Source organism: Levilactobacillus yiduensis (assembly GCF_024718525.1).
GTDB classification, from domain to species: Bacteria; Bacillota; Bacilli; order Lactobacillales; family Lactobacillaceae; genus Levilactobacillus; species Levilactobacillus yiduensis.
Genome location: NZ_JAMXAZ010000004.1, coordinates 128,197 through 152,945, shown reverse-complemented (window position 1 = coordinate 152,945; position 24,749 = coordinate 128,197). Strand labels below are relative to the sequence as shown.

Annotated in this window: 21 protein-coding genes and 1 tRNA gene; 18 read left to right on the top strand and 4 right to left on the bottom strand. The window is 46.0% G+C overall.

The window, feature by feature from the left end; all coding sequences use genetic code 11:
- Positions 1–6: 6 nt before the first annotated feature.
- Positions 7–399 (top strand): VOC family protein, encoded by a 393-nt coding sequence (locus NGM66_RS03920; protein ID WP_208907400.1) that lies wholly within the window; start codon positions 7–9, stop codon positions 397–399.
- A gap of 545 nt (positions 400–944) precedes the next feature.
- On the opposite strand, the gene NGM66_RS03915 is transcribed toward NGM66_RS03920, so the two are convergent.
- Positions 945–1,718, bottom strand: a complete 774-nt coding sequence (locus tag NGM66_RS03915) for an SDR family NAD(P)-dependent oxidoreductase (RefSeq protein ID WP_208907401.1) — start codon at positions 1,716–1,718, stop codon at positions 945–947.
- A 129-nt stretch (positions 1,719–1,847) separates the two neighbouring features.
- Here NGM66_RS03915 and NGM66_RS03910 point away from each other — a divergent pair, with 129 nt between their 5' ends.
- The gene (locus NGM66_RS03910; protein ID WP_208907402.1) at positions 1,848–2,480 is read left to right on the top strand and encodes a pentapeptide repeat-containing protein; all 633 of its coding nucleotides are present in this window, start codon (positions 1,848–1,850) and stop codon (positions 2,478–2,480) included.
- Here the strand turns inward: NGM66_RS03910 and NGM66_RS03905 are convergent.
- Positions 2,472–3,458, bottom strand: coding sequence for a LacI family DNA-binding transcriptional regulator (locus tag NGM66_RS03905; protein ID WP_258115399.1), 987 nt, complete (start codon positions 3,456–3,458; stop codon positions 2,472–2,474). The two genes, NGM66_RS03910 and NGM66_RS03905, sit on opposite strands and share 9 nt — an antisense overlap.
- 199 nt (positions 3,459–3,657) lie before the next feature.
- Between NGM66_RS03905 and NGM66_RS03900 the strand changes: the two genes are divergently transcribed.
- The 5 genes from NGM66_RS03900 to NGM66_RS03880 all read left to right on the top strand — a co-directional run bounded on the left by NGM66_RS03900 (position 3,658) and on the right by NGM66_RS03880 (position 8,248).
- Positions 3,658–3,729 (top strand) — tRNA-Gln (locus NGM66_RS03900).
- A gap of 122 nt (positions 3,730–3,851) precedes the next feature.
- Positions 3,852–4,787 (top strand): pyrimidine-specific ribonucleoside hydrolase RihA, encoded by a 936-nt coding sequence (gene rihA / locus NGM66_RS03895; RefSeq protein WP_208907404.1) that lies wholly within the window; start codon positions 3,852–3,854, stop codon positions 4,785–4,787.
- A 128-nt stretch (positions 4,788–4,915) separates the two neighbouring features.
- Entirely contained in the window at positions 4,916–5,596 is a 681-nt protein-coding gene (locus NGM66_RS03890) for a YoaK family protein (RefSeq protein WP_208907405.1), read from the top strand.
- A 176-nt stretch (positions 5,597–5,772) separates the two neighbouring features.
- Entirely contained in the window at positions 5,773–6,033 is a 261-nt protein-coding gene (locus NGM66_RS03885) for an AbrB family transcriptional regulator (protein WP_208907406.1), read from the top strand.
- Positions 6,034–6,304: 271 nt separating this feature from the next.
- Entirely contained in the window at positions 6,305–8,248 is a 1,944-nt protein-coding gene (locus tag NGM66_RS03880) for a MucBP domain-containing protein (RefSeq protein WP_208907407.1), read from the top strand.
- Positions 8,249–8,330: 82 nt separating this feature from the next.
- On the opposite strand, the gene NGM66_RS03875 is transcribed toward NGM66_RS03880, so the two are convergent.
- Entirely contained in the window at positions 8,331–10,073 is a 1,743-nt protein-coding gene (locus NGM66_RS03875; protein ID WP_258115398.1) for an aryl-sulfate sulfotransferase, read from the bottom strand.
- A 334-nt stretch (positions 10,074–10,407) separates the two neighbouring features.
- Here NGM66_RS03875 and NGM66_RS03870 point away from each other — a divergent pair, with 334 nt between their 5' ends.
- The 3 genes from NGM66_RS03870 to NGM66_RS03860 are packed head-to-tail and all read left to right on the top strand — an operon-like array spanning position 10,408 to position 14,076.
- Positions 10,408–11,586, top strand: coding sequence for an acyltransferase (locus NGM66_RS03870; RefSeq protein WP_208907409.1), 1,179 nt, complete (start codon positions 10,408–10,410; stop codon positions 11,584–11,586).
- Positions 11,567–13,093 (top strand): AMP-binding protein, encoded by a 1,527-nt coding sequence (locus tag NGM66_RS03865; protein ID WP_208907410.1) that lies wholly within the window; start codon positions 11,567–11,569, stop codon positions 13,091–13,093. The genes NGM66_RS03870 and NGM66_RS03865 overlap by 20 nt, the downstream gene beginning before the upstream one ends.
- Positions 13,090–14,076, top strand: a complete 987-nt coding sequence (locus tag NGM66_RS03860) for an aliphatic sulfonate ABC transporter substrate-binding protein (RefSeq protein WP_208907411.1) — start codon at positions 13,090–13,092, stop codon at positions 14,074–14,076. The genes NGM66_RS03865 and NGM66_RS03860 overlap by 4 nt, the downstream gene beginning before the upstream one ends.
- A gap of 253 nt (positions 14,077–14,329) precedes the next feature.
- Here NGM66_RS03860 and NGM66_RS03855 read toward each other — a convergent pair whose 3' ends face one another.
- On the bottom strand, positions 14,330–15,409 hold the full coding sequence (locus NGM66_RS03855) for a CdaR family transcriptional regulator (RefSeq protein WP_208907412.1): 1,080 nt from the start codon (positions 15,407–15,409) through the stop codon (positions 14,330–14,332).
- A 564-nt stretch (positions 15,410–15,973) separates the two neighbouring features.
- Here NGM66_RS03855 and NGM66_RS03850 point away from each other — a divergent pair.
- The 8 genes from NGM66_RS03850 to NGM66_RS03815 all read left to right on the top strand — a co-directional run bounded on the left by NGM66_RS03850 (position 15,974) and on the right by NGM66_RS03815 (position 24,737).
- Complete coding sequence (locus NGM66_RS03850) at positions 15,974–16,924, top strand: hydroxyacid dehydrogenase (protein WP_208907413.1); 951 nt, start codon at positions 15,974–15,976, stop codon at positions 16,922–16,924.
- A 17-nt stretch (positions 16,925–16,941) separates the two neighbouring features.
- The gene (locus NGM66_RS03845) at positions 16,942–17,394 is read left to right on the top strand and encodes a NanQ anomerase/TabA/YiaL family protein (RefSeq protein WP_208907414.1); all 453 of its coding nucleotides are present in this window, start codon (positions 16,942–16,944) and stop codon (positions 17,392–17,394) included.
- Positions 17,395–17,448: 54 nt separating this feature from the next.
- Complete coding sequence (locus tag NGM66_RS03840; protein WP_208907415.1) at positions 17,449–18,882, top strand: DASS family sodium-coupled anion symporter; 1,434 nt, start codon at positions 17,449–17,451, stop codon at positions 18,880–18,882.
- A gap of 208 nt (positions 18,883–19,090) precedes the next feature.
- Positions 19,091–19,972, top strand: coding sequence for a 2-hydroxy-3-oxopropionate reductase (garR, locus tag NGM66_RS03835; protein WP_208907416.1), 882 nt, complete (start codon positions 19,091–19,093; stop codon positions 19,970–19,972).
- Between the two features lie 87 nt (positions 19,973–20,059).
- Positions 20,060–21,388, top strand: coding sequence for an enolase C-terminal domain-like protein (locus tag NGM66_RS03830; RefSeq protein ID WP_208910949.1), 1,329 nt, complete (start codon positions 20,060–20,062; stop codon positions 21,386–21,388).
- Between the two features lie 18 nt (positions 21,389–21,406).
- On the top strand, positions 21,407–22,312 hold the full coding sequence (locus tag NGM66_RS03825) for a dihydrodipicolinate synthase family protein (RefSeq protein ID WP_208907417.1): 906 nt from the start codon (positions 21,407–21,409) through the stop codon (positions 22,310–22,312).
- Between the two features lie 10 nt (positions 22,313–22,322).
- Entirely contained in the window at positions 22,323–23,465 is a 1,143-nt protein-coding gene (locus NGM66_RS03820; RefSeq protein WP_258115397.1) for a glycerate kinase family protein, read from the top strand.
- A 333-nt stretch (positions 23,466–23,798) separates the two neighbouring features.
- The gene (locus tag NGM66_RS03815) at positions 23,799–24,737 is read left to right on the top strand and encodes a hydroxyacid dehydrogenase (protein ID WP_208907419.1); all 939 of its coding nucleotides are present in this window, start codon (positions 23,799–23,801) and stop codon (positions 24,735–24,737) included.
- Positions 24,738–24,749: the final 12 nt, after the last annotated feature.

The window sequence follows — 24,749 nt, the reverse complement described above, 5'->3', positions numbered from 1 at the left end:
TGCAAAATGGCAGTTCAAGATTTTATTACTGGAATTCAACACGTGGGCATTCCCACGGCAGATTTAGATAAGACGATGGCGTTTTACGAATCATTAGGGTTCGAACGCGCGGGATTATTCCCAAACGGTGACACCCGGTGCGCCTTCATGCGCCTGGGCAACCTGACGATTGAAACATGGGAAGGCGACCCAACCAATCCAACGGCCGGCGCCATCAACCACATTTCGTTGAACACCACCGACGTTGACAAGGCCTTCGCCGCCGCAAAGGAACAGGGCTTAGACCTGGTCAACGACGAAATTCAATCCATCCCATCGTTCTGGGAGAAGGGAATTCGGTTCTTCAACATTTTGGGACCGAATCACGAAACGATTGAATTTTGTGAGATTCTAAAGTAAGAGTGTGGAGCAGGGCGCCTAGCTGGCGAGCATTAACGGCATTAAGGAAATGACCCCGGTTCTGGGTCGTTTTCTTAATGGTGTTAAGCGGAACCAGCTGCCCTGCGGAACACGTTTCGGAGGGCGCAAGTTTCCGGATATAAAAGACAAGAACGATTCCAACGCCTTAAGCAAATATCTCCAGCAAAGACTGGGGAGTTTTCTTAGCTGGGTTAAGCGCAGGAGTCTGGCTCGCGGAACACGTTTCAGAGGCCGCAAGTTTCCGGATATAACCAGCCAAGAGCGGCCCCAACACAGCACCACCAAATCAACAGCAACAACCCACCAACCCCTTTTCCGAGCACCTCATCACTCTCGAGAAAATCAAGCCCAAAACCTTCGCGTGGACGGGTTGGTGGAGATACCAAAAGCGAGCTACCCCAGCCAGGGTGGTTCGCTTTTTTTCGGGATTTTTCCTGATAGTTTTTAGTTTACCGGATGGGTGGCGAGCTGACAAGCAGAGATGAAATAGCCTGGAATTGGTTGGACTGGCAGACGATTTTAACCTACATATTTGTAAAGCCCGCATCAACAGCTAATGTTGTGCCTGTAACGTAAGAAGCCATGTCGGATGCTAGGAACAAGCTACCTTGTGCAATCTCACGGGGATCGCCAAAACGGCCTAGCTCGCTCAGTGCATCAGCGACTTGTTGCGGGTCTTGCCCAGTCTCTGCAAGTGATTGATGAAGCATAGGCGTATCAATCGCGCCTGGTGCCAAGCTGTTAACGCGAATATTATGTTTACCATTTTCAAGGGCGGCTACCTTCGTCATACCGCGAACACCATGTTTTGCGGCGACGTAGACCATATTGTTGGGTTGTGGCCGGAAGCCAGAGACGGATGAGATATTGACGATTGAGCCGCCTTTTCCTTGCTTAATCATCGTTTGTAATTCATATTTCAAACACAGGGCAGTTCCCTTTAAGTCAACACTCATCAGGCGATCCCAGTAGGATTCGTCGAATTGATCGACGGGCGCTTGGTCAGGGGCTAGAGCCGCGTTGTTGATGGCAATATTTAATTCGCCATAAGTTTTGACGGTGGTGTCGACTAAATGTTGAACGTCGGTACTCTTAGAAATATCAACGTGAACGAATGTCGCTTCATTTCCGGCAGCAGTGATTGCGTCGGCTACAGCCTGGCCCTTTTCATCATTAAAATCTGCGACGATAACTTTGGCTTTGGCCTCCGCAAAAAGCTTTGCGGTAGCGGCACCCATACCCATGGCAGCACCAGTAACAATGGCAACCTTATCTTGTAAAATAGGAAAAACGGTCATAACGAAAACCTCCTGTGAGCTTTGTATACACTTTCACAATAATCATAGCACAAAATTTAATTTGACGTAAAGCGACTATCCAATCCCGCCAATTTACCGTATACTAGCTCCCAAAGGAGATGAAACGCCATGAACGCCCCCAAGATTCCCACTGAAACACTGATTCCCCAGTCATTCACGACCATCACCCAGGCCGAAGACCAGTTGCTGGCCCAGGTTGCCATGAAACAAGAAACCATCGTGGAACAGCGCCTGGAACATCCACTGATTGACCAGTCGACGCTGACTAGTATGGTGTTTATGGGCGATGCTTTTAGCCGCTTTGAAGTGACCGATACGATTTTTCACAATTGTACGCTGGTTAACTGTGACTTTGACGGTATCAGCCTGTTTCGCGTCCGTTTTGAGAACTGCAAGCTGGTTGGGACGACTCTGGATCACGGCACACTAAAAGAGGTCACGTTTGTGGACTGTGACCTCTCACTGACAAATTTTAATGAAGCCAAGCTGACCCAAGTCGCGTTTCAGCGGAGTAAGCTCACGGAACTGAACTGCTTGGGTAGCACGCTGAAACAGTGCCAATTCGATGATTGCACCCTGGACCAAGCCGATTTTTCTGAAACGTCGTTGAAACACCACGACCTGAGCACCTGCCGATTTGACACGTTACAAGTCTCCGACTGGGCCGTGCGTGGGTGCCGTTTCAATGAAACGCAGGCCGCGTACCTGGCCCGGTTATTTCTCGGTATTACTCTAGCGTGAAATGGTGGTCGCGGCCAACCGAATCTCTTCGGGCAACAGGTCGGGGTCGTCAATCTTGGCGACTAGGCGATCGATGGCTGTTTGCCCCAGCTCGGCAATCGGCTGGCGCGCCGTGACGATGGGTTGCGGGAGAAAGTCAAACCAGTCCTGATCGTCGAAGCCGCCTAGCTGTAGGTTGGGGACGTTTAGGTCGGGGAGCTTACGCAAGACACTTTCCATAATGGTATTATCCGCGACAAACAGGCCGTCACACTTCTGGTTAATTAATAATTGCCGGGTCATTTGCTGGACATTACTATTGTCCGTGCGAGCCGTGGCCTCGATGGCTTCGTCCGGTTCAATGCCGGCCGCAGTCAGGGCCTCTTGGTAGCCAGCCAGTCGTTCATTGGCGGTAAAAGACACGGCGCTATTGATAATCCCAACGCGGGTAGCGCCCTGGGCAATGAGCTGGGTGACGATGGCGCGGGTGCCTTGGACGTTGTCGACCAGTACCCGGTCGTACGGCGCGTGGTTGGGAGTCGGCGGCATGCGGTCAACGAAGACGGCAGGGGTAGGGCCAAGAATGGCTGCGTAGTCGGTCGGGCCACCAGCACTGGTAATAATCACGCCGTCGACTTGCTTTTCGAGTAACAGATTTAGGCCGCTGGCTTCCTTGGCCAAGTTCTCATCCGTGTTGACCAGGATCACGTCGTAGCCCGCTCGTGAGGCTGCATCCTCAATCGCACGACTCAGATGGGTGAAGAAGGCATTGAGGATGTCAGGGATGATCAACCCCAACGTGTGGGTCTGTTGGACCCGGATACTTCGTGCCAAGTCGTTGGGGTGATAGCCTAGGTTGCTGGCAATATTTTGGATTTTTTGGCTAGTATCCCGTTTGACGCGCGGACTGTGGCTGAGCGCTCGTGAGACGGTGGCTTCTGAAACGCCCGCCGCTTTGGCAACATCTTTGATGGTAACTTTTCCGGTCAATGTCTTCACCTCATATAATTAATAATTGTTTATTAATATTAATAGTCATGGTCATTGGTCACATTTTTTGCTCACACCATTTATGGTAACGGTTTGATTTGGCCGGCGCAACTAAATCCAATCGCAAAAATTTTCAAAAAAGGCTTGCGTTCTCCCCCTGATTAATGATAAAATTTATTTCTGTTGGGTCAGTGATGACTTCAATTCTTGGGCTATAGCCAAGTGGTAAGGCAACGGGTTTTGATCCCGTGATGCGCTGGTTCGAACCCAGCTAGCCCAATCAAATAGATTTATGGGTCCTCGTCGTGTTTCAGCACGGCGAGGATTTTTTTGACTGCTGGTGGAAAGCGCTGTCATTTTCCTTTAAAATGGACTTAGTAAGCCATAGAGGAGCGAATACTGATGACAACCAAGATTATTTTAGACTGCGACCCCGGCCACGATGACGCGCTGGCCATGATGCTGGCGTTGGCCAATCCAGAAATCGAACTGCTGGCCGTGACCACCTCAGCCGGTAACCAGACGCCGGAGAAGACGCTGAACAACGCCATGCGCCTGTTGACGCTGATGCACCACCAAGAGATCCCAGTGGCTGGCGGCAATCGCACGCCGCTGTTAAAGCCGCTGGAAACGGCCGGTAACGTGCACGGTAAGAGTGGGCTGGACGGTGCTGAGCTGCCCGACCCGGACTTTGCGGTGCAAGACATGACTGCCATCGAATTGATGGCCCAGACGTTGCGGAACAGCGCTGAACCGGTGACGCTGGTGGTGACGGGGCCGATGACCAATTTAGCCCTGTTCCTGCGCGTGTACCCCGAATTGAAAGCCAAAATCGCCCGCGTCGTCTTCATGGGTGGCGCGATGGGATTGGGCAACTGGACGCCGTCGGTCGAATTTAACATCTACGTTGATCCCGAGGCGGCCAAGATCGTGTTGAACGCCGGCATCCCACTAACGATGGCTCCGCTCAACGTGACCCACAAGGCGCAGATCTTAAAACCAGAGATCGAAGCCATCGGAAAAATCGATAATCCCGTGGCTCACGCGTTTTACGGCCTCCTGAACTTTTTTGAGCTGTACCATGAGAATCCGAAATGGGGCTTCAAAGGCGCGCCACTCCACGATCCGTGCACGATTGCCTGGTTGCTTCACCCAGAGATGTTCCACAGTGAGCTGATGAACGTGGATGTGGAAACGCAAGGTGAACTGGTTCGTGGCGAAACCGTTTGTGATTACTACGAACTGACTGGCAAGCCAAAGAACACGGACGTGCTACTTGACCTCGACCGTGACGCCTTTATTCAGCTGATCACCACGTCTTTAGAAACATTTAACTAGCCGTGTAAACCCTTGACCCATCAGTAACGGATGCCCGTTACCGGTGGGCCTTTTGGGCGTCCTTGGAAAAACTTAAACAATTTCACTTATACTAAAAGGACGAAATTTTTGTGTAGGGGTGAATGATAGTGAGACAGAAAGCTTTTCCAGTACATGAGGAGTTGATCTTCGGGAGTGGACTGACCATGATTGCCGGGGCGCTCGATGCTTATTCTTACCTGGAACATGGCGCCGTCTTTGCGGGCCTACAGACGGGAAATTTGATTCTGCTGGGGATCAACTTTGGCCACCTCCAATTGGCACAAATGGGGCGGTATTTGACGGCCCTGTTGGCCTTCGCCTTGGGTACGGCGCTGGCCCGGTTATTGCAGCACTTTTTAGCCCAGCGAAAGACTAGCCCACAGAGCGTGGCGTTGTGGGTCGAGTTTGCCATTTTAATTGTCGCCTTAGCCACCACCAACGTGATTCCGGATTGGGCGGCGACCGCGTTACTGTCCTTGGCAGCGGCCGTTGAGCTCCAGGAATTTCGCCGCATCAAAGGGGCACCGTTCACGCCCTTGATGATGACCGGTAATCTCCGTACGGCCACGGAATCATTGGTCGACGGTCTGCGTTATCACGACCGCGAAGCCCGCGGCAAGGCTATCGACACGTTTGCCGTTCTGGGCAGCTTCATCGTCGGCGCCGTGCTAGTCGCAGCCTTCAGCCACCTGCTGGCGGGTTACGCCATTCTGGTGCCCATCTTGTTGGTGGCAGCGCTGATTTTCTGGCTTTACCAACAGAGCCACCGGCGACAGTGGAAACACTGATGCACATTTGGCGAGCTAGCTTCTAGCTTTAAGACTAAGTCGTTCCACTCTGTGATTTGGTCACCGATTCCCACTACCTGAATTGCCAGCTTGACGGTAAGATAGTCAGAGCTGTCTTTGGATTACGTGTGTACGAGATGCTATAATGCACACAAAAATTAAGGAAGGGACTCCCTATGACTAATCCAGAAAAACTAAACGGGCCAGTAAAGTTAGTTAAGACTGGAAATGCCTATGCTTTTCGGCTTTCTAAAAGTGATTGTGAGTTTTTAGATGTAGACGGCGATACGACTTTTGAAAAAATCATATCGCCAGATGGTAAGGAAATTACTTTTAGAAAGATCGAGCTAGTTAGAGCAAACATTTTGGCAACGGCTAACGAATTGTTTGATGAGCATGAGGACTTGATGAAGAGACTAGATGGACTATTTACGTAATTGAAAGGATTCACAGCTAGTGGAAGTGGACTAACTTAATATTCATGAACTCTTTTAACAGGGTGTTATCAGAAACTATTGTATGTACAACTTTTAGCTTTAGCTATAGATGTAGTTAGGCTAGAATTTTCTTTGAGTAGAAAATTCTAGCCGCTTTTTCTCTTTAAATAATTGAATGTAATTTATATATGTACATTGAATTGGTGCTATTATGAAAATATGAGCAAGCTTAAAATGTTGTTGGATAATATTCATTAGAAGGGGTGGCACTTTGAATTGGAAAAGGAATATTTTCATTGGCATTCTTGTTGGATTTTTATTGGGATTTTGGGGTGGATTTAGCCAAATACAGAATGGACCATTGTTCCTAAAGGAGGTAACTACAAATGCTGAGACTGTAAATCAAGCTGAAGGCATTGATGGGACCTGTCAATGGTATTTAACACAAGATGGTGTTTTACATATTGGAGCAGGAAACCTAGCAGAACCAACTTCAACAGTATCAAACATGAATGCTAGTCAAGTTGGTTATATGATTGCACAGTCGTTACCAGAGGGGGCGGCCAATCCGACGAATAGTCAGGCAACGGCAGCAGCGATGTTGGTGAAACGGGTCGTTCTGGATGGTAAAGTACAGGCACCGATTAATTCAGCTAATTTGTTTGCACAGATGGGAAATGTAACCGCATTTGATAATTTGTCGGATTTGGATACTAGTCAAACCACAAATATGGCGTACATGTTTATGAATAATTTGACTATAACGAACATAGACTGGCTGACCGCTTTAGATCTTTCAAACTTCGATACATCTAAAGTAACTGACATGGATTGGATGTTTGGTGGGCTAGATTTACAGCATATCGATTTGTCCAGTTTTGACACATCTAAGGTAACCAGCATGATGTCCATGTTTAACGGAGATAGCAATTTACAAGAGGCTAATCTATCTAGCTTCGATGGGTCGTCAATGAAGTCCGGTCAAGGTCAAACCACGTTCTTCATGTTCTATCAGAACCATTCTCTTCGGAAAGTCTCGTTTGGTCCACGGATGAATTTTGTGGCGGATCCCTTTCTAGGTGTACGTGGGTACGATGTAGGACAGCTTCCTGTTGCTGATGACACCTACACGGGCAAATGGCAGGCGGTAGGCGATGGTTCAGATGTTAATCCGTTAGGAACAAAGTTTGATTCAGCTGCAGACATTGTTAAATTGTACACTGAAAATTCCCGACCAACTGAAGTTGAAACTTATGTTTGGGAGCCAGTAACGCGACAGACCCGGGTTACAGCTAAATATACCGATGAGAATGGTCGGCAGATTGCCGATGATGTTGTAACAGCATATGGGAAAGTTGGGGAAAATGATCCTGGGTACGCGACAGAACAATTAGCAATAAAAGGTTATACTTTTGATAAGGTTTTAGGCGATACGAATGGCGCATATCCGAAAAACGATGCGACTGTAACCTACGTTTATAAGAAAAATACGTCAGTAATTTCGTCGGCTGACACGAATAAGACACTTCAAGTCAAGCCAGTAACCGTTCAGTTTTTAAATGAAAATGGACAGAAGGTAGCACCAAGTGAGTCGCTCACGGGAAGTTATGGCGCAGCTTATCAAGCAAGGAAACGTAATTTAGAGGGCTACACCTTGGTGAAGGACTCAGGAAATACGACAGGGATATTTACGACCGAACCACAGACCGTCACGTATACGTATCAACGTGTACAAGCGCTCAAGGCGGGTCGCACATATATGGTAGTTTCTTCCACCAAGAAGATTGGATTGTACCGTACTAAGAATTTCAATCCTAAGCGGCGTATTTGCTGGTACTTGCGCAAGTCGCGGACAAAGTGGCCAATGTTTATTGTAACTGGGCAAGTGACTTCTAATCAGGGTCACGTGCGTTATCATGTCCGTGATGTTAACCATGGTTCAGCAACATTTGGTAAAACAGGGTATATCACGGCAAAGGCACAATATGTAGTCTCAACGTACTATCAGCACTTTTCACAGGCCGTGAGGGTGTTGAGCAAGTCTGGTCTGAACACTTATCGGCAGGATAGTCTGAAGAAAAAGGTTAACCATTATCGGATTAACCGCACTTTAAAGATTAAGCGGATTGTCCATTATCATCGGACAACACGTTTCCAGATTGCGAATGGTCAATATATCTCGGCTAATAAAAAACTAGTGAAGATTGTTAAGTAGTTAGTGAACTTAGCAAATTATGAGACAAGAAAAAACACCCCTGAGAAAAAAATCTCAGGGGTGTTTCACGTGAAACTAAATCCTATTTCGTCGCATCAAATTGGTAATCGGCACTGTAGAACGGTACCCGGTAAGCCCGGTAGGCGTAGGCCTTGTCCGCCGCGCTTTGCATGGTGGCGTTGAAGACTTGCTTGCCTGACTTGGTAACTTCAATGACGTTACTTTGCGCACCGTTGTGCTTGTAACCGAAGTCAATCAGCGTGTTGCCATTTGGTTGTCGTTCGGCGTACCCGATGACGTAGGTGAAGTTGTCCTTCCCTAAGGACTTCCCGTAAGACCAGGTCGTCTTGATGGTCATCTTCTTGGCATCCACGTGGTATTGCACGGCTTGAGAGTACTTCCCGGACGTCTTTTTGTTCCCATTGGTGACGGCAATGTTGTTGTCGTATAACAGGAAGTCTTCGCTATCCGCGGAGTTCTTGCCGCCGTTGTTCAGCAGGTAGATTCCGTGTTGACCACCAGTGATGACCGTGCCCTTTTCCGGCTTCAACAGGTATGGCCGGTAAGCCTTAGGCCAAGTGGAGGTCTTCTTACCAGAGTAGATCCACTTGATGTGGTCGGTCTTGTAGTCCAGCTTCATGATCATGTCTTGGTTCCGGCTAGAAATGACGATGGACTTGTCATTCTTATCGTAGTCCACGGCATTTTGGTGGAGCCAGTCAATCTTGCCGTCCGCACCCTTGGCGTACTTGGTCCACATGGACTTCGGCAACAACTTCTTCATGTCGATGACCTTCACGATTTTCCCAGTCTTGTGAGAAACTTCGATCATGGTGTCTTCCTTGTACTTGGATCCGTCGGAAACGGTGGCTAAGAAGTTGTGGTTGGGGAGTTCGACCAGGTCATGGTGAATGACAGTGGTTTCGCTATTGGCCTTGGCCGCGGCCTTACTGATGCTGGCGGCGTCTGAACTACTGGTATTGGCCGCGAAACTGTATTCCTTGTACACGCGTCCCAGGTAGTCGGTTTCAAGTAAATCGTTATAAACGTCGGAGTCGACGTCCTTCTTGGACAGCATCATGATATGACCGCCCGTCCACTGTTCAATCGTGTGTTGGGAGTAATCCGTGCTGTACCACCGGACTGTTCCGTCTGCGTCGATGGCAAAGGGTTGCTTGGTGGTCCGGTTCATGATGGTCAATTTGTTTTTACCGATCTCCATCTTGGACTTGTCCACGTTTTTCGTGGTGACCGTGGCGTTGGCAACGTAGGTCGGTAATTTGCCGGTCTGCATCTTCAGCGTCTTGGTCTGTGTCTTGCCGTCCTTGTTGGTGGCGGTGATCTTCACCGTGTTGTTGGTGTCAGCGTACAAGCCAACCACTGGTACCTGATGCGTCGTGGTGTAGCCACCCGCCACGGTGTTGGTGATAGACGTCTTGTCAGACTTGCCGACGACGGTGTAGCTGACCTTTTCGGCGTCCTTAGTTTTAAATGTGACTAACGCGGACAGTGGGGACGTCTTGTAAGGGTTGACCTTGACGTAGGGACTGTCTAACGTGTATTTGCTGTTTTGCGCTGCTGCTTTATAAGTTGCGGTCAAACGCTTCTGACTGTCTTGACGGGTCGTGATGAGCTTGGTATCCAGATTCTTCTTGATCTGGGTATCCGTCAACACGGATTTGTTCGTCTTGATCTTGTAACTCGCCGCCGATGAGGTTGACGAGCTCTTGGTACTGGAACAACCGGCCAAACCAACTGTCAGAACTGCCAGGGAGGCAACAGCAAGCGTTACCATCCGGGGGTGTTTGAATTGCAAATGAGCCATCTCCTTTAAAAATTGTCGAAAAAAAGGGGGAGTGGTCACTAAGACCAATCTCCCCCAATGCTATGTAACACCTTACAATATACGCTTTTGCCGGAAGCGTTTTGTTAATAAATGCTGACTCTTTTGTGAACAAACTGTGAACTTTATGAATTCTACTATAATTAGCAGGTTATAAAGTGTAATGTGAAAAATGGATGGTTTTTTAAGCGGCGGATAACGTTATCTAAGAAATTCTTATTTCTTGTTTAGAAAACCATCAGGACGTCGACGTTAATCACATGATATAACTAAAGACGTATTAATTACGGGGCGACCCGTTAGAAGAGGTGAGACCGTGGCCGAACGGAAAAAACGGCGGTATTTACATGAAGTTGATCTCATGCGGGTCATGTTTATCGGTGGGGTGTTGTTAAATCACACCACGACGGCATTTGAGAACCGCTTAGTCGATACCACGAATAGTCAGTTACTGTTGGAAGCCACCCACTTGGCCCTGCATTTTACCCGGATGGGCTTTATGTTTATGACCGGGTTAGTGTTGGTCCTGAATTATTATAACCGTGACCATCAGTGGCTACGCTTTTGGAAAAAGCGTTACATCAGTTCCGGGGTCCCCTACATTGCCTGGAACGCAATCATCATGATCGTGGCGACCCTGATTGCCAGCGGCGGCATTGATTGGCCGAAGTACTGGGCCCATCTGGGCAACGCGCTGCAGTATGGGAATGAGTATTACATGTATTATATCGTGGTCACTTTCCAGCTGTACCTGTTGTTCCCCGCCATTGTGTATATGTTTAAGAAACTCCCGACGCACCATCTGGCCATCATCGGCATCAGTGGGGCGGTCCAGCTGTTCCTGATTACGGGAATCAAGTACTGGCTCCCACACATTGACACCAGCAACTGGCTGTGGTGGTTCCGGGCCTACGGGAACAACGTGTTTGTGTACCAATTCTACTTCGTGGTCGGTGGCTTCGTGGCCATTCACTACGACGATGTGGTTGCCTTCATTGAAAAGCACCACAAGTTCATCAACTGGATGGCGGGACTGCTGGCGATTGGCACGGTCTTCTTATTCTTCGGTGACCGTGACATCTTGCAGCTGAGTCGCAAGGCCGTGTTCTCCGTGCACCAACCGTTCATCTTCATTTACGACTGTTTTATGATTTTATTTGTTCTCTGGTTCGGCCTGCAGTACGCCAAAGCGCGCCAACACGGCCTGCCGGACTGGTTAGACAACCTGATTCAGGCCTTCTCCAAGGTTTCCTTCGGGATCTACCTCTGTCAAAGTTTACCGATCTTTGCCTTAAATGCCATCTTGGCACACATGAGTCTTCCCGCCTGGTTGCTGCTGTTGCTGCTGCCAGTGGGTTACCTCTTCGTTGCCGGGGGCGCCTTACTGATTTCTTGGTTCTGCTTCAAGGTGCCACCATTCGGTATCTTGATTGGCCGGCCCCAATGGCACTTGTTCTCGAAAGGAGCACGTTCACATGTCAAAAGTAACGCTTAAATTAACCAATCAATTGAAAAAGCACGCTAACGATAAAATTATCAAAGACGAAGCCCGCGACCAATGGTACACCGGTGCGGAACTGGCAGCCGATGTCGATCAACTCGACGATCAGCTGCGCGGCCTGCACGTGGGTCACGGCGACGTCGTTTACGTTTGCCTGCCCAACTCGGGGATGTACCCCGTTTTGACGCAAGCCATCTGGGAGATTGGGGCCATCATGAACCCCGTTTCCGCCAACACGCCAGCCGCTGAAATGCTCGCCGACTTGAAGGAACACGACTACGCGGCCGTTATCGTGGCTGACGACCTGGTCGATGCTGTCTTGGCTGACCGGCAGACACAACGCGCCGATTTGACGCTCAACACGGCCGACAACTTGACCGTTATTCGGGATACCAAGGTGGCCGGTCACGTGGCCGCAACGCCGACCGAAGAGGACTTAGCGCTCATCCTGCACACGTCCGGGACCACCGGGAAGCCTAAGCGGGTCGGCTTGACCCACGACTTGATTCGCCACGGTGCCCAACACGACATCGACGCGCACCGGTTGACGGCGGCCGACACGACCCTGATCACCATGCCGATGTTCCACATCAACGCGCAGGTCGTTTCCGTTCTGTCCACGCGCCTGTCTGACGGCAAAATGGTCATCACGCCGAAGTTTTCCGCGAGCCGCTTCTGGCCACAAGTACAAAACAACGGCGTGACCTGGGCATCCGTCGTGCCAACCATCATCAACATCTTACTGTTAAACAACAAGGCCAAGGCGGCCTACAACGACCAGACCCATTTGCGGTTCGTGCGTTGTTCCTCCTTCTCCTTGCCACTAGAAAAACTGACCGACTTCGAAGACACGTACCACACGCGCATCTTGGAAGGTTACGGTATGACCGAAACTGCCAGCCAATGCACCTTGAACCCATTTGACAAGCCTAAGGTCGGTTCCGTGGGCCTGCCAGTAGGGACCGATATGGCAATCTTGGTCGATGGCGAATTTACCACGACCCCTGGCCAATCCGGTGAGATTGCGGTTCGTGGTGATCACGTCATCAAGTCCTACCTGGACCCACATCCTGATTCCTTCAAGGATGGCTGGTTCTTGACCGGTGACTTGGGTTACTTCGACGACGATGGGTACCTCTACATCAACGGTCGGAAGAAGGATATCATCAGTGTTGGTGGCGAAAAGGTCGCCCCAGCACGGGTAGAAAATGTTCTGAGTGAACTGGACTTCATCAAGGAAATCACAGTCATTGGGACCCCCGACGACCTGTACGGTGAAGCGGTGACCGCCGTTGTCATCAGTCGGCCAAACAGTGGCTCTCAAAAAGACCAAGAACAGGCCATTTTTGATCAAGCTAAGAAGGCCCTGGCCGGCTACGAACAACCGAAGCACGTGTTATTCGTTCATGATTACCCACGGAACGCCACGGGCAAGGTCGTCCGGCCAAAGCTACGGGACCTGGTCGTTAACGATCCGGTGAAGTTGGGTGCTAGCGCATGAGTCGGACCAAGCGAACCGTTTTAAAATGGCTAGTTGGCATCGTGTTGGTCTTGTGGGTCGGGGTGGCCTTTTACGGCTACCAACAAACGGATGGCGCTAAGAGTAGCCATACCAACGGCTTGACCACGGTGACGGTCGGTTATCAAAAGGGGGATCCCTTTGATATCGCCAAGCAACGCGGCAAGCTGGTCAAGAAGATGAAGGCCAAGGGCTACCGGTTGGTACTCAAGCAGTTCCAAGACGGGAATGCGCTGATGCAGGCGCTGAAGTCCGGCAGTATCGACTACGCGCGGGCCGGCGATACGCCACCCGTTACGGCGCAGTCAGCGGGAACTGATCTGGCTTACGTCGGCGTGGGCTCCACCAAGGCCAAGGGTTCCGGTATCCTGGTCAAGAAGAACAGCGGCATCAACTCGCTGAAGGACTTGAAGGGCAAGAAGATTGCTTACACCAAGGGGACCAGTTCCCAGTACCTGCTCTTGCAGCTGATTGAAAAGGCGGGGCTTGAGGTCAATGACGTCGATTGGGTCAACATGGACCAATCAGCGGCTAGTGTGGCCTTTGCCAAGGGCAAGATCGATGCGTGGGTCACCTGGGATCCGTACACGGCCCAAGCAGAGTTGACGCAAAATGCCAAGGCCCTGAGCAATGGGGTCGGCATGAGCAACAACCGGGACTACATTTTGTCAATGCAGACCTATGCTAAGTCGCACAAGACGGTATCAAAATACCTAGTGGACTATCTGGAAGATGATATGCACTGGGCCGATACCCACCACAAGCAGTTGACGACCATGCTCAGCAAGTCGCTGAAGCTGAAGAAGTCAGTGGTCAAGAAAATGGTTGACCGCCGGCGTTACAGCATTCGCGGCATGTACGCCAGCGTTGTCAAGGAACAACAGGAAATGGCCGATAACTTCTACAAGAACGGCATTACCACCAAGAAAATTAACGTTAAGAGCGCTGTGACTTATCTGAAATAGGTCACGTGCGGGGTCGCCAATCAGTGAGTTGGCGGCCCTTTTTTGCGTTAGCAAAAAAGGGTGTCTACGGTTACTAACGAAATTGGTGGGGATTTTGTGTAGGGGTTGAGGGAATGTTAAGGGTTATTTAAGAGTTATCTGGTGATAGGTGATGGTGGGATAAGAAAAACAAATATTTCCCAACATTCTACATAGTTGAAATCATTGTGTTAATAGCGGTTCAAAGTTGTATTTGATTAGAAAAGGGATGATTCTACGAATTGGCAGTGGCTACTGGCTTTGAATTATCCTGATAAAGCTGCTTTTTGAAATAGAGATACCCCAAATAGAGTTCAAATAATTCAACAGTTTTATGTGGGTCTAGATTGAAACTTTGCTTAATACGTTCTAGACGGTAACTGAGTGTGTTTCGGTGTATATGTAAAGCCGCTGCAGTATGAACCATACTACCATTATTGTGAATAAATGCGCTTAAAGTTTCAATAAGTTCATTTCCTGACTCAGACTTATGCTCTTTCTCAAAGAGTCTTTCAAGATTTGTAAATGATAGTTCGCTATTAAGAAGTCTATCAACAAAGGCAACTTGCTGATAGTAAATCAAGTCTGATCGGTTAAAAATAGTACTGATTTGAAGAGCCTGAGTAGCCTGTTGAATAGACTTTCCGATGTTGCGTGTCGCTAAACCGATACCAAGACGAATTCTTTTTGCACGACAATACTTGATTAGACGATCAATAGTGGCATTCAAACGAGTTAAAATAATTGTTGTTTTAGTATCAAGAATAATTTTATAGTCTGTGCCATCCATGATACCAATGGGAAGATTTTGTCTTTCAATGGCAATTGCGGTGCGCGGCTTTAATATATCGATTTTTAACTGACTAGCTTCTAAGAGCAGTTCCGTTTTAGATTCAATATCGCTAGTAACCTGTGACCACTGATAAAGAAAGCGATTGAGTGTATTTTCTCTCTTCTTTTCTTTCAAGTTACTTTCATTTTGACTCAATAATAGTTCTGTTGCAATTCTTAATAGAGAAGCTAAGGGGGTGACTTTGTCGGGATCACCAGTTATTCCGATGACACCGACAATTTCATTGTCAAAAAAGATGGGCATATTTATTCCTGGCTGTCCATGTTGTCCAAATGAGCGTGCCATTGGCAATGTCTTTTTTTGCTCAATTGCATCAAGCGCGCCGACATGCAATGTATTAATTCGAGAACTATCACCACTGGCGATAACGTAGCCGTTTTGGTCCATAAGATTAACGTTATAAGGAATCTGTGCCATCATTTTATTCACAATTGATTGTGCAAGTACTGGGTCGATTTTCATAGTATGTCCCGCCTTCAATTTATTACAGAGCGTCATTGGATGAAGTGTAATTATTTAGTTAATAGACTAGTTTCAATCAATAAATTTGTGCAATTGACAGATAAGCAGTTAAGTTTCGTAAGTAACTATAAATGTTGGCGTAATTTTAATCAGAAAAATGAAAGCGCCTCCACATTATTTAAACGCAGAAATTCAACTTTTTCAAGTACAAGTGGTAATCGCAATTTTAGAGCTGGTGGGAGCCTTAACTTTGGATTGATGGGTTTTTATACCAAAAATTGCTAAACTGAGGCGGCTACTACAAGCCTGTTAATTACTCAGAGCAATGTATGGCAACATATCCTTGGGGGTAGTCATGGTCCTGCCTTGAGTGTTTAACCAAAGTTAGTTGTTTAAAGTTTGTGCAATTGCATACATGATTAGGCTTTGTTATGTAATAAACTAAGACTTGTAAAAACGAAGTAACAATTTTTTTGATAGATGTGTTCACAATTTCACTTTTGTTGAAGGGGTTATGGGCCCACGCTCCTTCTAAATTTTGAAGGGAAAGAAGTGCGGTACGATATGGCAAAAATTGTATATATTCCAGAAGATATTGCTAACGTTGGCAAGAAATTTTTAAAGGATAAAGGTTATGATGTGATCCTTGGAACCGGGACTGATGCACAGACAATCTTACGGGAAGGTAAGGATGCAGAAGGAATCATCTTACGGACTTCACAATTTGGAAAAGACATCATTGACGGTTTACCAAACGTTCAGATTATTGCACGACACGGTGTTGGTTTTGATAATGTTGATGTAGATGCTGCAACGGCGGCTGGGAAATGGGTAACAAATACACCTTTAGCTAATGCAAGTTCAGTTGCGGAGACAGCAACGAGTTTATTATTAGCAATGGCAAAGAATCTGAAAAATGATATTACACATATGGCTGATGATGACTTTTTCTATAAGAATTCGCATAAAGGAATGGATTTAGAAGGAAAGACATTAGGCATCGTAGGCTATGGCAAAATTGGAAAAATGTTTGCAAAAAAGGTTCAGGGATTAGATATGAATATCTTGATTTATGATCCTTTTATTTCGGAAGTAGAGACAGGCAAATTGGTCTCACGTAAAGAATTGTTAGAGTCATCCGATTTTGTGTCGCTACATTTGCCAGCTAATGCTCAAACGAAGGAATCTTTTGGAGAAGAAGAATTCAAGCTGATGAAAAAGACAGCATATTTGATTAATTTATCACGAGGTAGTGTTGTAAATGAAAGCGCTTTAATAAATGCGCTTGAATCTAAAACAATTGCTGGGGCAGCGCTAGATGTTTATTCACAGGAACCTCTACCAATGAATAGTCCATTATTTTCTTTGGAAAACGTAACTTTAACGCCGCATATTGCATCAAACACAGGAGAAACGATGGACAGAATGGCATTACATGCCGCTATGGAAGTTGATCGAGTTTTATCCGGTAATGAGCCTAAATGGGCAGTTAATCAGGTACTAGCTAAAAATTAATATACGGAGATGAAATTATGATTTACGATACGATTAAAGGTTTTGAAGAAAATAATTTATATGACGCGAAGACAAAGTTAGTTTTGGATTATGTGAAAAATAATGATATTTCAACATTGGAAGTAGGGAGCCATAAAATTGATGGTGATAATTTCTATGTAAACGTTTTAAGTTACGATACTGAAAGTGAGACAAATCGTTCATGGGAGAGCCATGATAAGTATATTGATGTTCATGTGTTAGCTTCTGGTACCGAGGGCTTAGCTTTAAATGATACTGCTAATATGAAGCGAGAAGAATACAATATCAAGAAGGATAAGGCAACTTTAACGGGAGATAAAAATGTTTCTTTGACGCTGAGACCAGGTCAAATTTTAATCTGCTATCCGGAAGACGGCCATAAAACGGGAATTCAGGTTACGGAACAACCTAGTCATTTAAAAAAATGTGTTTTCAAAGTTAAGCTTTAGTCAGTTGGGTAATCAGAAATTAAGATCGACTAATATGAAATGAGGTTCTCAACTTTGGAAGATGCTCAGAAGAAAAAATCATTTAACAAAAAGCGTTGGGTTTCGATGCTAATTAGCATTATCTTAGGAATTATCATCTGGTTTATTCCAGTTCCAGGTAATTTCTCGGTCAGTGCATGGCATTTGTTTGCAATCTTTGTTGCCACAGCTTTTGGGTTCATGCTACGGCCATTCCCATCAGGGGTAGTTACGCTGATTGCGTTGACGATGACTATGGTAACAGGAATTTTACAGGTTCCTGAAGCATTTGAAGGTTTTAGTTCAGATACGATTTGGTTAATTGTTTCCGCCTTCCTCTTCTCGAGAGGTTTGATTAAAACGGGACTGGGACGGAGAATTGCTTATTTTTTGATGGCTCGCTTTGGCTCAAGTTCGTTGAAGTTAAGTTATTCACTTTCGCTAGGTGACTTGATTATTAGCGCCTTTGTTCCTTCGAATACGGCTCGATCGGGTGGGATTATGTACCCAATTGTTCGTAGTATTGCAGGTGTTGCTGGCTCAGAACCGGATAAGGAACCACGCAAGATAGGTGCATATCTTATTATGTCCTTGGTACATAACGATAATATTGCCAGTGGATTAACTATGACAGCGTGTGCAGGTAACTTGTTAGTTGTAACTTTTGCTGCCAAAATTGCAAATATACATCTATCTTGGTTCTCTTGGTTTTTGATGGCATCAGTTCCTGCGTTAGTTGCATTCATTGCGACGCCATGGATCCTTTATAAAATTTTCCCACCAACCATGAAAAAGACGCCTGAAGCTCGTATAGCAGCACAACAGGCGTTGAGTGAAATGGGGAAAATGAGCTCTGAAGAAAAGTTATTATCCCTGATTTTTGCTATTACGATTATTGGATGGGCGACTACTGGGATTACAGGCTTAAGTTCGACGGTAGTTGCTTTAGTGGGACTGTCACTGATGACTTTGACCGGAATTCTGAAATGGCAAGATATTACTACTGAAAAAGGTGCCTGGGACGTAATGTTCTGGATGGGTGGTATGTATAGTCTGGCTGATAATCTTTCAAAGATGAACTTTTTCAAAATATTTGCACAGTATGTTGCACGGGACTTGCATGGTATCAGTTGGCCTCTAGGGTTAGCTATTCTGATTTTCATTTTTATTGCAACAACATATGGATTTGCAAGTGGTATTTCTCACTTACTAGCTATGTATCCAGTGTTCTTGACTGTAGCTATTGGAATTGGTGTTCCACCATTTCTAGCAGTTATGTCACTAGGAATTTGCACGGTCCTCTATCAAACGTTAACGCATTATGCTTCCGGACCAGCGGCAGTTTATTTTGGCGGTGGTTATGTCGAACAAGGTACTTGGTGGCGTTTAGGGATTGAAATGTTACTCATGAACTTCGTTATCTGGGGATTTGTTGGATTTACTTGGTGGAAGATTCTGGGACTCTGGTAGCACTAAATTGGTTCATCCGACAGGCGACTGTATGGATGAGCCAATTTGTGTTTTGACTGATAAATAATAGTAATTTAAAGAAGAAAGCGGTAACAAATTGTGTAATTGCACAAATAAATACAAGTAAGTTAGATGCTTTGGGTAATATATTTGTGTGAAATTTATCTTATACTCGTAAGTGTAGAAAAGTTGAAAGGGGTTTTATATTATGAAACTTGGATTTGTTGGATTAGGTATTATGGGCAAGCCAATGGCAAAGAACTTAGTAAAAGCGGGGCATGATCTAACTGTATTTGATTTTAAAGATGAAGCAGTTAATGAACTAGTTGAATTAGGGGCGACGGCAGCCACAGATGGAAAATCAGTTGCAGAAAACTCTGATGTTATTTTCACGATGGTGCCTAACTCACCTAACGTTGAAGCGGCTTTATTCAACGATGGCGGTATTGTTGAAGGCTTGAGTGCTGGTAAGACGGTTATTGATATGAGTTCAATCAACCCACTGGCTAGCCAAGACTTTGCTAAGCGTTTGGCTAAGTTAAATGTTGGTTTCTTGGATGCCCCTGTTTCGGGTGGGGAACCCAAGGCTATTGATGGCTCAATTGCCTTCATGGTTGGTGGTGACAAGGATCTCTTTGATAAGAACAAAGAATTATTAGATGTTATGGGTGGCTCTGTAACCTACGTTGGGGCTGTTGGCGCTGGTAACACGACGAAGTTAGCCAACCAAGTTATTGTTGCTTTGAACATTGCCGCCGTTAGTGAAGGGTTTGCTTTGGCTAAGAAGGCCGGCTTAGATCCGAAGATGGTTTTTGATGCCATTCATACTGGTCTAGCTGGTAGTACTGTTATGGACGCTAAGGTACCAATGATGATTGCTCGGAACTTCGAACCTGGATTCCGTGTAGACTTGCACATCAAAGACTTACAAAACGCCTTGGATACTTCCCATTCACTACATGTTGGTCTTCCACTGACTGCTGAGGTTATGGAAATTCTCCAATCAGTTAAGAATGATGGTAATGGTAGTGATGATCATTCTGCTATTGCTAAGTTCTATGAGAAGATGAATGATTTGACGATTGAATAGTCAGAAAAGCTAATCTGGCAAGTAAAGGAAATGGGATTTAAAACCGTCCTTTTTTCTTTTTCGCCAAAAAGTGAAAGGATAGGTAATATGTCAGTTCCTAAGATTGTTAAAATGGACGTTTATCCAGTCGCTGGATATGATAGTATGCTACTAAATTTGAGCGGTGCGCATGGACCATACTTTACTAGAAATATCGTTATCTTAACGACAGACACGGACGAAGTTGGGGTTGGGGAAATCCCAGGTGGGGAGAAGATAACCAATACGTTGAACGATGCTAGGCCTTTAGTTTTAGGCAAGACATTGGGAGAGTACAAAGAGGTTTTGCAAACAATTCGAACTAAATTTTCGGATCGAGATTCAGGTGGTCGGGGATTACAAACCTTTGATTTACGAACGACAATTCATGTTGTGACTGCTATTGAAGCTGCGTTCTTAGATCTATTGGGGAAATATTTACATGTTCCAGCAGCAGCATTGCTTGGAGATGGGCAACAACGCGAAAAGGTCGACGTTCTAGGCTATCTTTTCTATATTGGAGATAAGTCAAAGACAGATTTGAATTATATTAGCCATGATGATGATTCGGATGCTTGGGGACGAATTCGTCGAGAACCTGCACTCACACCAGCAGCTATCGTTAAAGAAGCACAAGCTGCGTACGATCGTTACGGTTTCAAGACCTTTAAGCTTAAGGGCGGTGTCTTCGACGGTGAACAAGAAGTTGCAGCCATCAAGGCCTTGCACAAGGCTTTCCCAGATGCCAAGCTTGATCTTGACCCGAATGGTGCTTGGTCATTAAAAGATGCCATCCACTATGCATCAGAGCTCAAGGGTATCTTGACTTATGCTGAAGATCCTTGTGGTGCTGAAGAAGGCTTCTCTGGTCGGGAAATCTTATCCGAATTCCGGAAAGCAACCTTCTTACCAACCGCTACGAACATGGTTGACACTGACTGGCGGCAAATGTCTCATGCCATTGCCTTAGATAGTGTCTCTGTACCATTGGCTGACCCTCACTTCTGGACTATGGAAGGTTCTGTCCGAGTTGCTCAACTTTGCCATGAATTTGGGTTAAACTGGGGAATTCATTCCAACAACCACTTTGATATTTCCTTGGCGATGGTTGCCAATACTGCTGCAGCGGCTCCTGGTGACATTTATGCGGTTGATACGCATTGGATTTGGCAAGATGGTCAGAATCTGACTAAGAACCCATATCAAATTAAGGACGGGCAATTATCAGTGCCTGCAACCAATGAGGGATTAGGCGTTGAAATTGATTTGGATGCTATCAAGGAAGCTAATAAGGTATACATTGAAAACAACTTGGGTGCGCGGGATGATGCCAAGACCATGCAATACTTGGTTCCTAACTGGAAATTCGATCCTAAGAAGCCTGCATTAGTTCGTTAATAGAAAGGATAGATAGTCGTGGATATTAGTCGGATCAAAGGTATTATTGTCCCATTGTTAATCCCAGTTAATGATGACGAGAGTGTCAATGAACCTAAATTACGCGAAGTTATTGATCATGTGATTGATGGCGGTGTACAAGGTATCTTGGCATTTGGTAGTAATTCAGAATTCTACATGTTTACTGATGAAGAAATGACTGAAATCTTTAAGATCATTGTTGACGAGACAAATGGCAGAGTTCCTGTCTTCTTCGGAATGGGGCCAATTCGGACCAGTCATGGGGTTAAGCTGGCTAAGTTGGCTGAAAAGCTGGGTGCCGACGGAATCTCAGTCTTACAGCCAATGTTCCTCAAGCCAACGGATGAAGAATTGTATGGTCACTTTAAGGCGATTGCGAATGCTGTGCCTAACTTGCCAATGCTGTTGTACAATAATCCACGAGTGGGTTACCGTTTGAATGCTTCTCTGGTTAGTGACTTGGCCCACAATGTTGAAAATATTATTGGGGTTAAGGATTCAAGTGGTGATATGACTTACTTCAGCGAAGTCGTTCGGTTAACGCAGGATATTGAGTTCCGTGCATTCACTGGTAAAGATACATTGATTTACTTAGGATTATGCGCAGGTTCATGGGGCAGTGTCTGCTCGACAGCTAATGGCTTGGTAAAAGAAGTTGTCGATATTTACGACAAATTCGAAGCCGGCGATTACAAAGGTTCTCGTGAAGCGCAATACAAGTTTAATCCAGCACGATTGGTTCAAAATAAGGCTAGCTTCCCAGTAGCTACAAAGGATATGGCTAATTTGCTTGGCATGAATGTTGGCAAGCCAATCCTCCCAAGTCTACCTTCTGATGGTGCAGTCCTTGACGGCATGAAGACGGAGATTGATAAACTGGTGGGGACTAAGACCACGAATTGAGGTTTTTCTTATGACAAGGGTACTAATTGCATCGGATTCGTTTAAAGGAAGTGCAACGTCAAACGAGGTAGCCGATTATATCGCAACGGGGGCGCATCAAGCTGACCCGACAATTCAGGTCACAACCATTCCGATTGCGGATGGTGGCGAAGGGACAGTTAGTAGTGTCTTAACCGCTGTTGGCGGTCAAACCTACACAGCTTCGGTCGTTGGTCCGTTGGGGCAGACGGTTGATGCTCATTGGGGGATGATTGATCAGAAGACTGCGATTGTTGAGGTTGCTGAAGCGGCTGGATTAAATCTAGCCAAGAGTGATCTTGATCCCATGTTGACGACAACATATGGTGTTGGTCAAATGATTCAGGCTGCTTTGGATCGTGGTGCTTCTAAAATCTATATTGGTCTTGGTGGCAGTGCCACTAATGACGGCGGCATTGGGATGGCTCAGGCACTCGGTGGACACTTCTATGATAGCGCCAATCATGAGTTAGCTTATGGTGGCAACGGACTGTTGCAGTTAGACCATGTCGATTTGTCAAAAATGGATTCACGGCTAGCTGGCGCAACCATTATTGGTCTAACAGATGTTGCCAATCCATTAACCGGGCCTCAAGGGGCATCAGCAATTTTTGGTTCCCAAAAAGGTGCAGACCAGAACAAGATTCAACAGCTGGACAAGGGGCTAGCGCTTCTGAACCAGATTTTGAAAACACAGTTGGATATTAACTGTGGTGATGTTCCTGGGGCTGGCGCTGCTGGTGGGACTGGATTTGGGATTCTCAGTTTCCTTGGTGGCCGGTTGAAACCGGGAATAGAAGAAATTATGCGCTTGACCAAGTTGGAAGAACGGGTTGCCGAAGCAGATTTGGTTATCACTGGCGAAGGTCAGATTGATGGGCAATCTCTGATGGGCAAGGCGCCAATTGGAATAGCACAACTTGCTAAATCACATGAACTACCAGTGGTGTTAATTGCTGGCAGCATCGGTGATAATATTCAGGCAGTCTATGCTGCCGGCGTGGACCTGGTTCTCTCGTCTACAGTATCGCCGATGAGTGTAGAGCAAGCAATCGCCAACGTTCGTCCGCTTCTAACGCAAGCGGGTTACACTGCAATGCGTGCGTTTAACCTTAATCAGGTTTTGACGCACTAAGCAATAATGAAACACTCCTTCAGATTATAAAAACAAATGGACGATACCTCTTTGCCAGGAGGTGTCGTTTTTTAATAACCCGGGAAATACATGGCCATTGAGATATATTTCCTGGGTTATTTTTTGTTCAATCGAGGCTAGAACGGAAAATTGTGATATACGAATGCGCCAACATTGACTGTTAATACTTGTTCACCTGCATATATTGAATAGCCTTGTGATGTAATACACTGAAGCTGATAAGAGAAATAGAGTTGATTGGTTCGTACTGTTTGATAGCTTATTCTTTGGTGGTGGCATTCTATATATGAAAAGAAAGAAGCGCGAAAAGGTATGAGTAAAGTTGTATATTTACCAGAAGATATTGCCAGTGCAGGTAAAAAATTTTTGCAAGAAAATGGTTGTCAGGTGGTTTTGGGTACTGCTTCAGATGCAAATACGATATTGCGGGAAGCGAAAGATGCAGATGGTATTGTTTTGCGGACAGCAATGTTTGGGAAAGAAATAATTGACGGATTACCCAAGTTAAAAATTATTGCACGACATGGCGTTGGATTTGATAATATCGATGTAAAAGCTGCAACAACGGCCGGAAAATGGGTAACGAACACGCCTTTGGCTAATGCTAGTTCGGTTGCGGAAACGGCAACTGGTTTGATGCTAGCATTGGCGAAAAACTTGAAAAACAATGTTAATCATATGGCCAGTGGTGATTTTTCCTATAAAGCCACGCATAAGGGAATTGACCTAGAAGGGAAAACGCTAGGTATTATTGGTTATGGTAAGATTGGCAAAATGTTTGCTAAGAAGGTTCAAGGATTAGAGATGAATGTTCTGGTCTATGATCCCTTTGTTTCAGAAGTAAAAAATGGTAAATTAGTTTCACGAGAAGAACTCTTAAAGTCATCTGATTTTGTCTCCTTGCATCTACCAGCCAATGACCAGACGAAAGGAACATTTGGTGCAAATGAGTTGAAGATGATGAAGAATTCAGCTTATCTTATGAACTTAGCACGAGGAAGCATCGTAGACGAGCCTGCCTTGATAGCAGCATTGAAAGATGGTGAGATTGCTGGCGCTGCGTTGGATGTCTATTCCCAAGAGCCGTTGCCACTAGATAATCCGTTATTTAGTTTGGAGAACGTTATCTTGACGCCACATGTTGCATCGAATACGGATGAGACAATGGACCGCATGGCCTTACATGCTGCGATGGAGGTCAACCGTGTATTGTCAGGTAACCAGCCGAAGTGGCCAGTAAATAAAATATAATAATTTCAACTT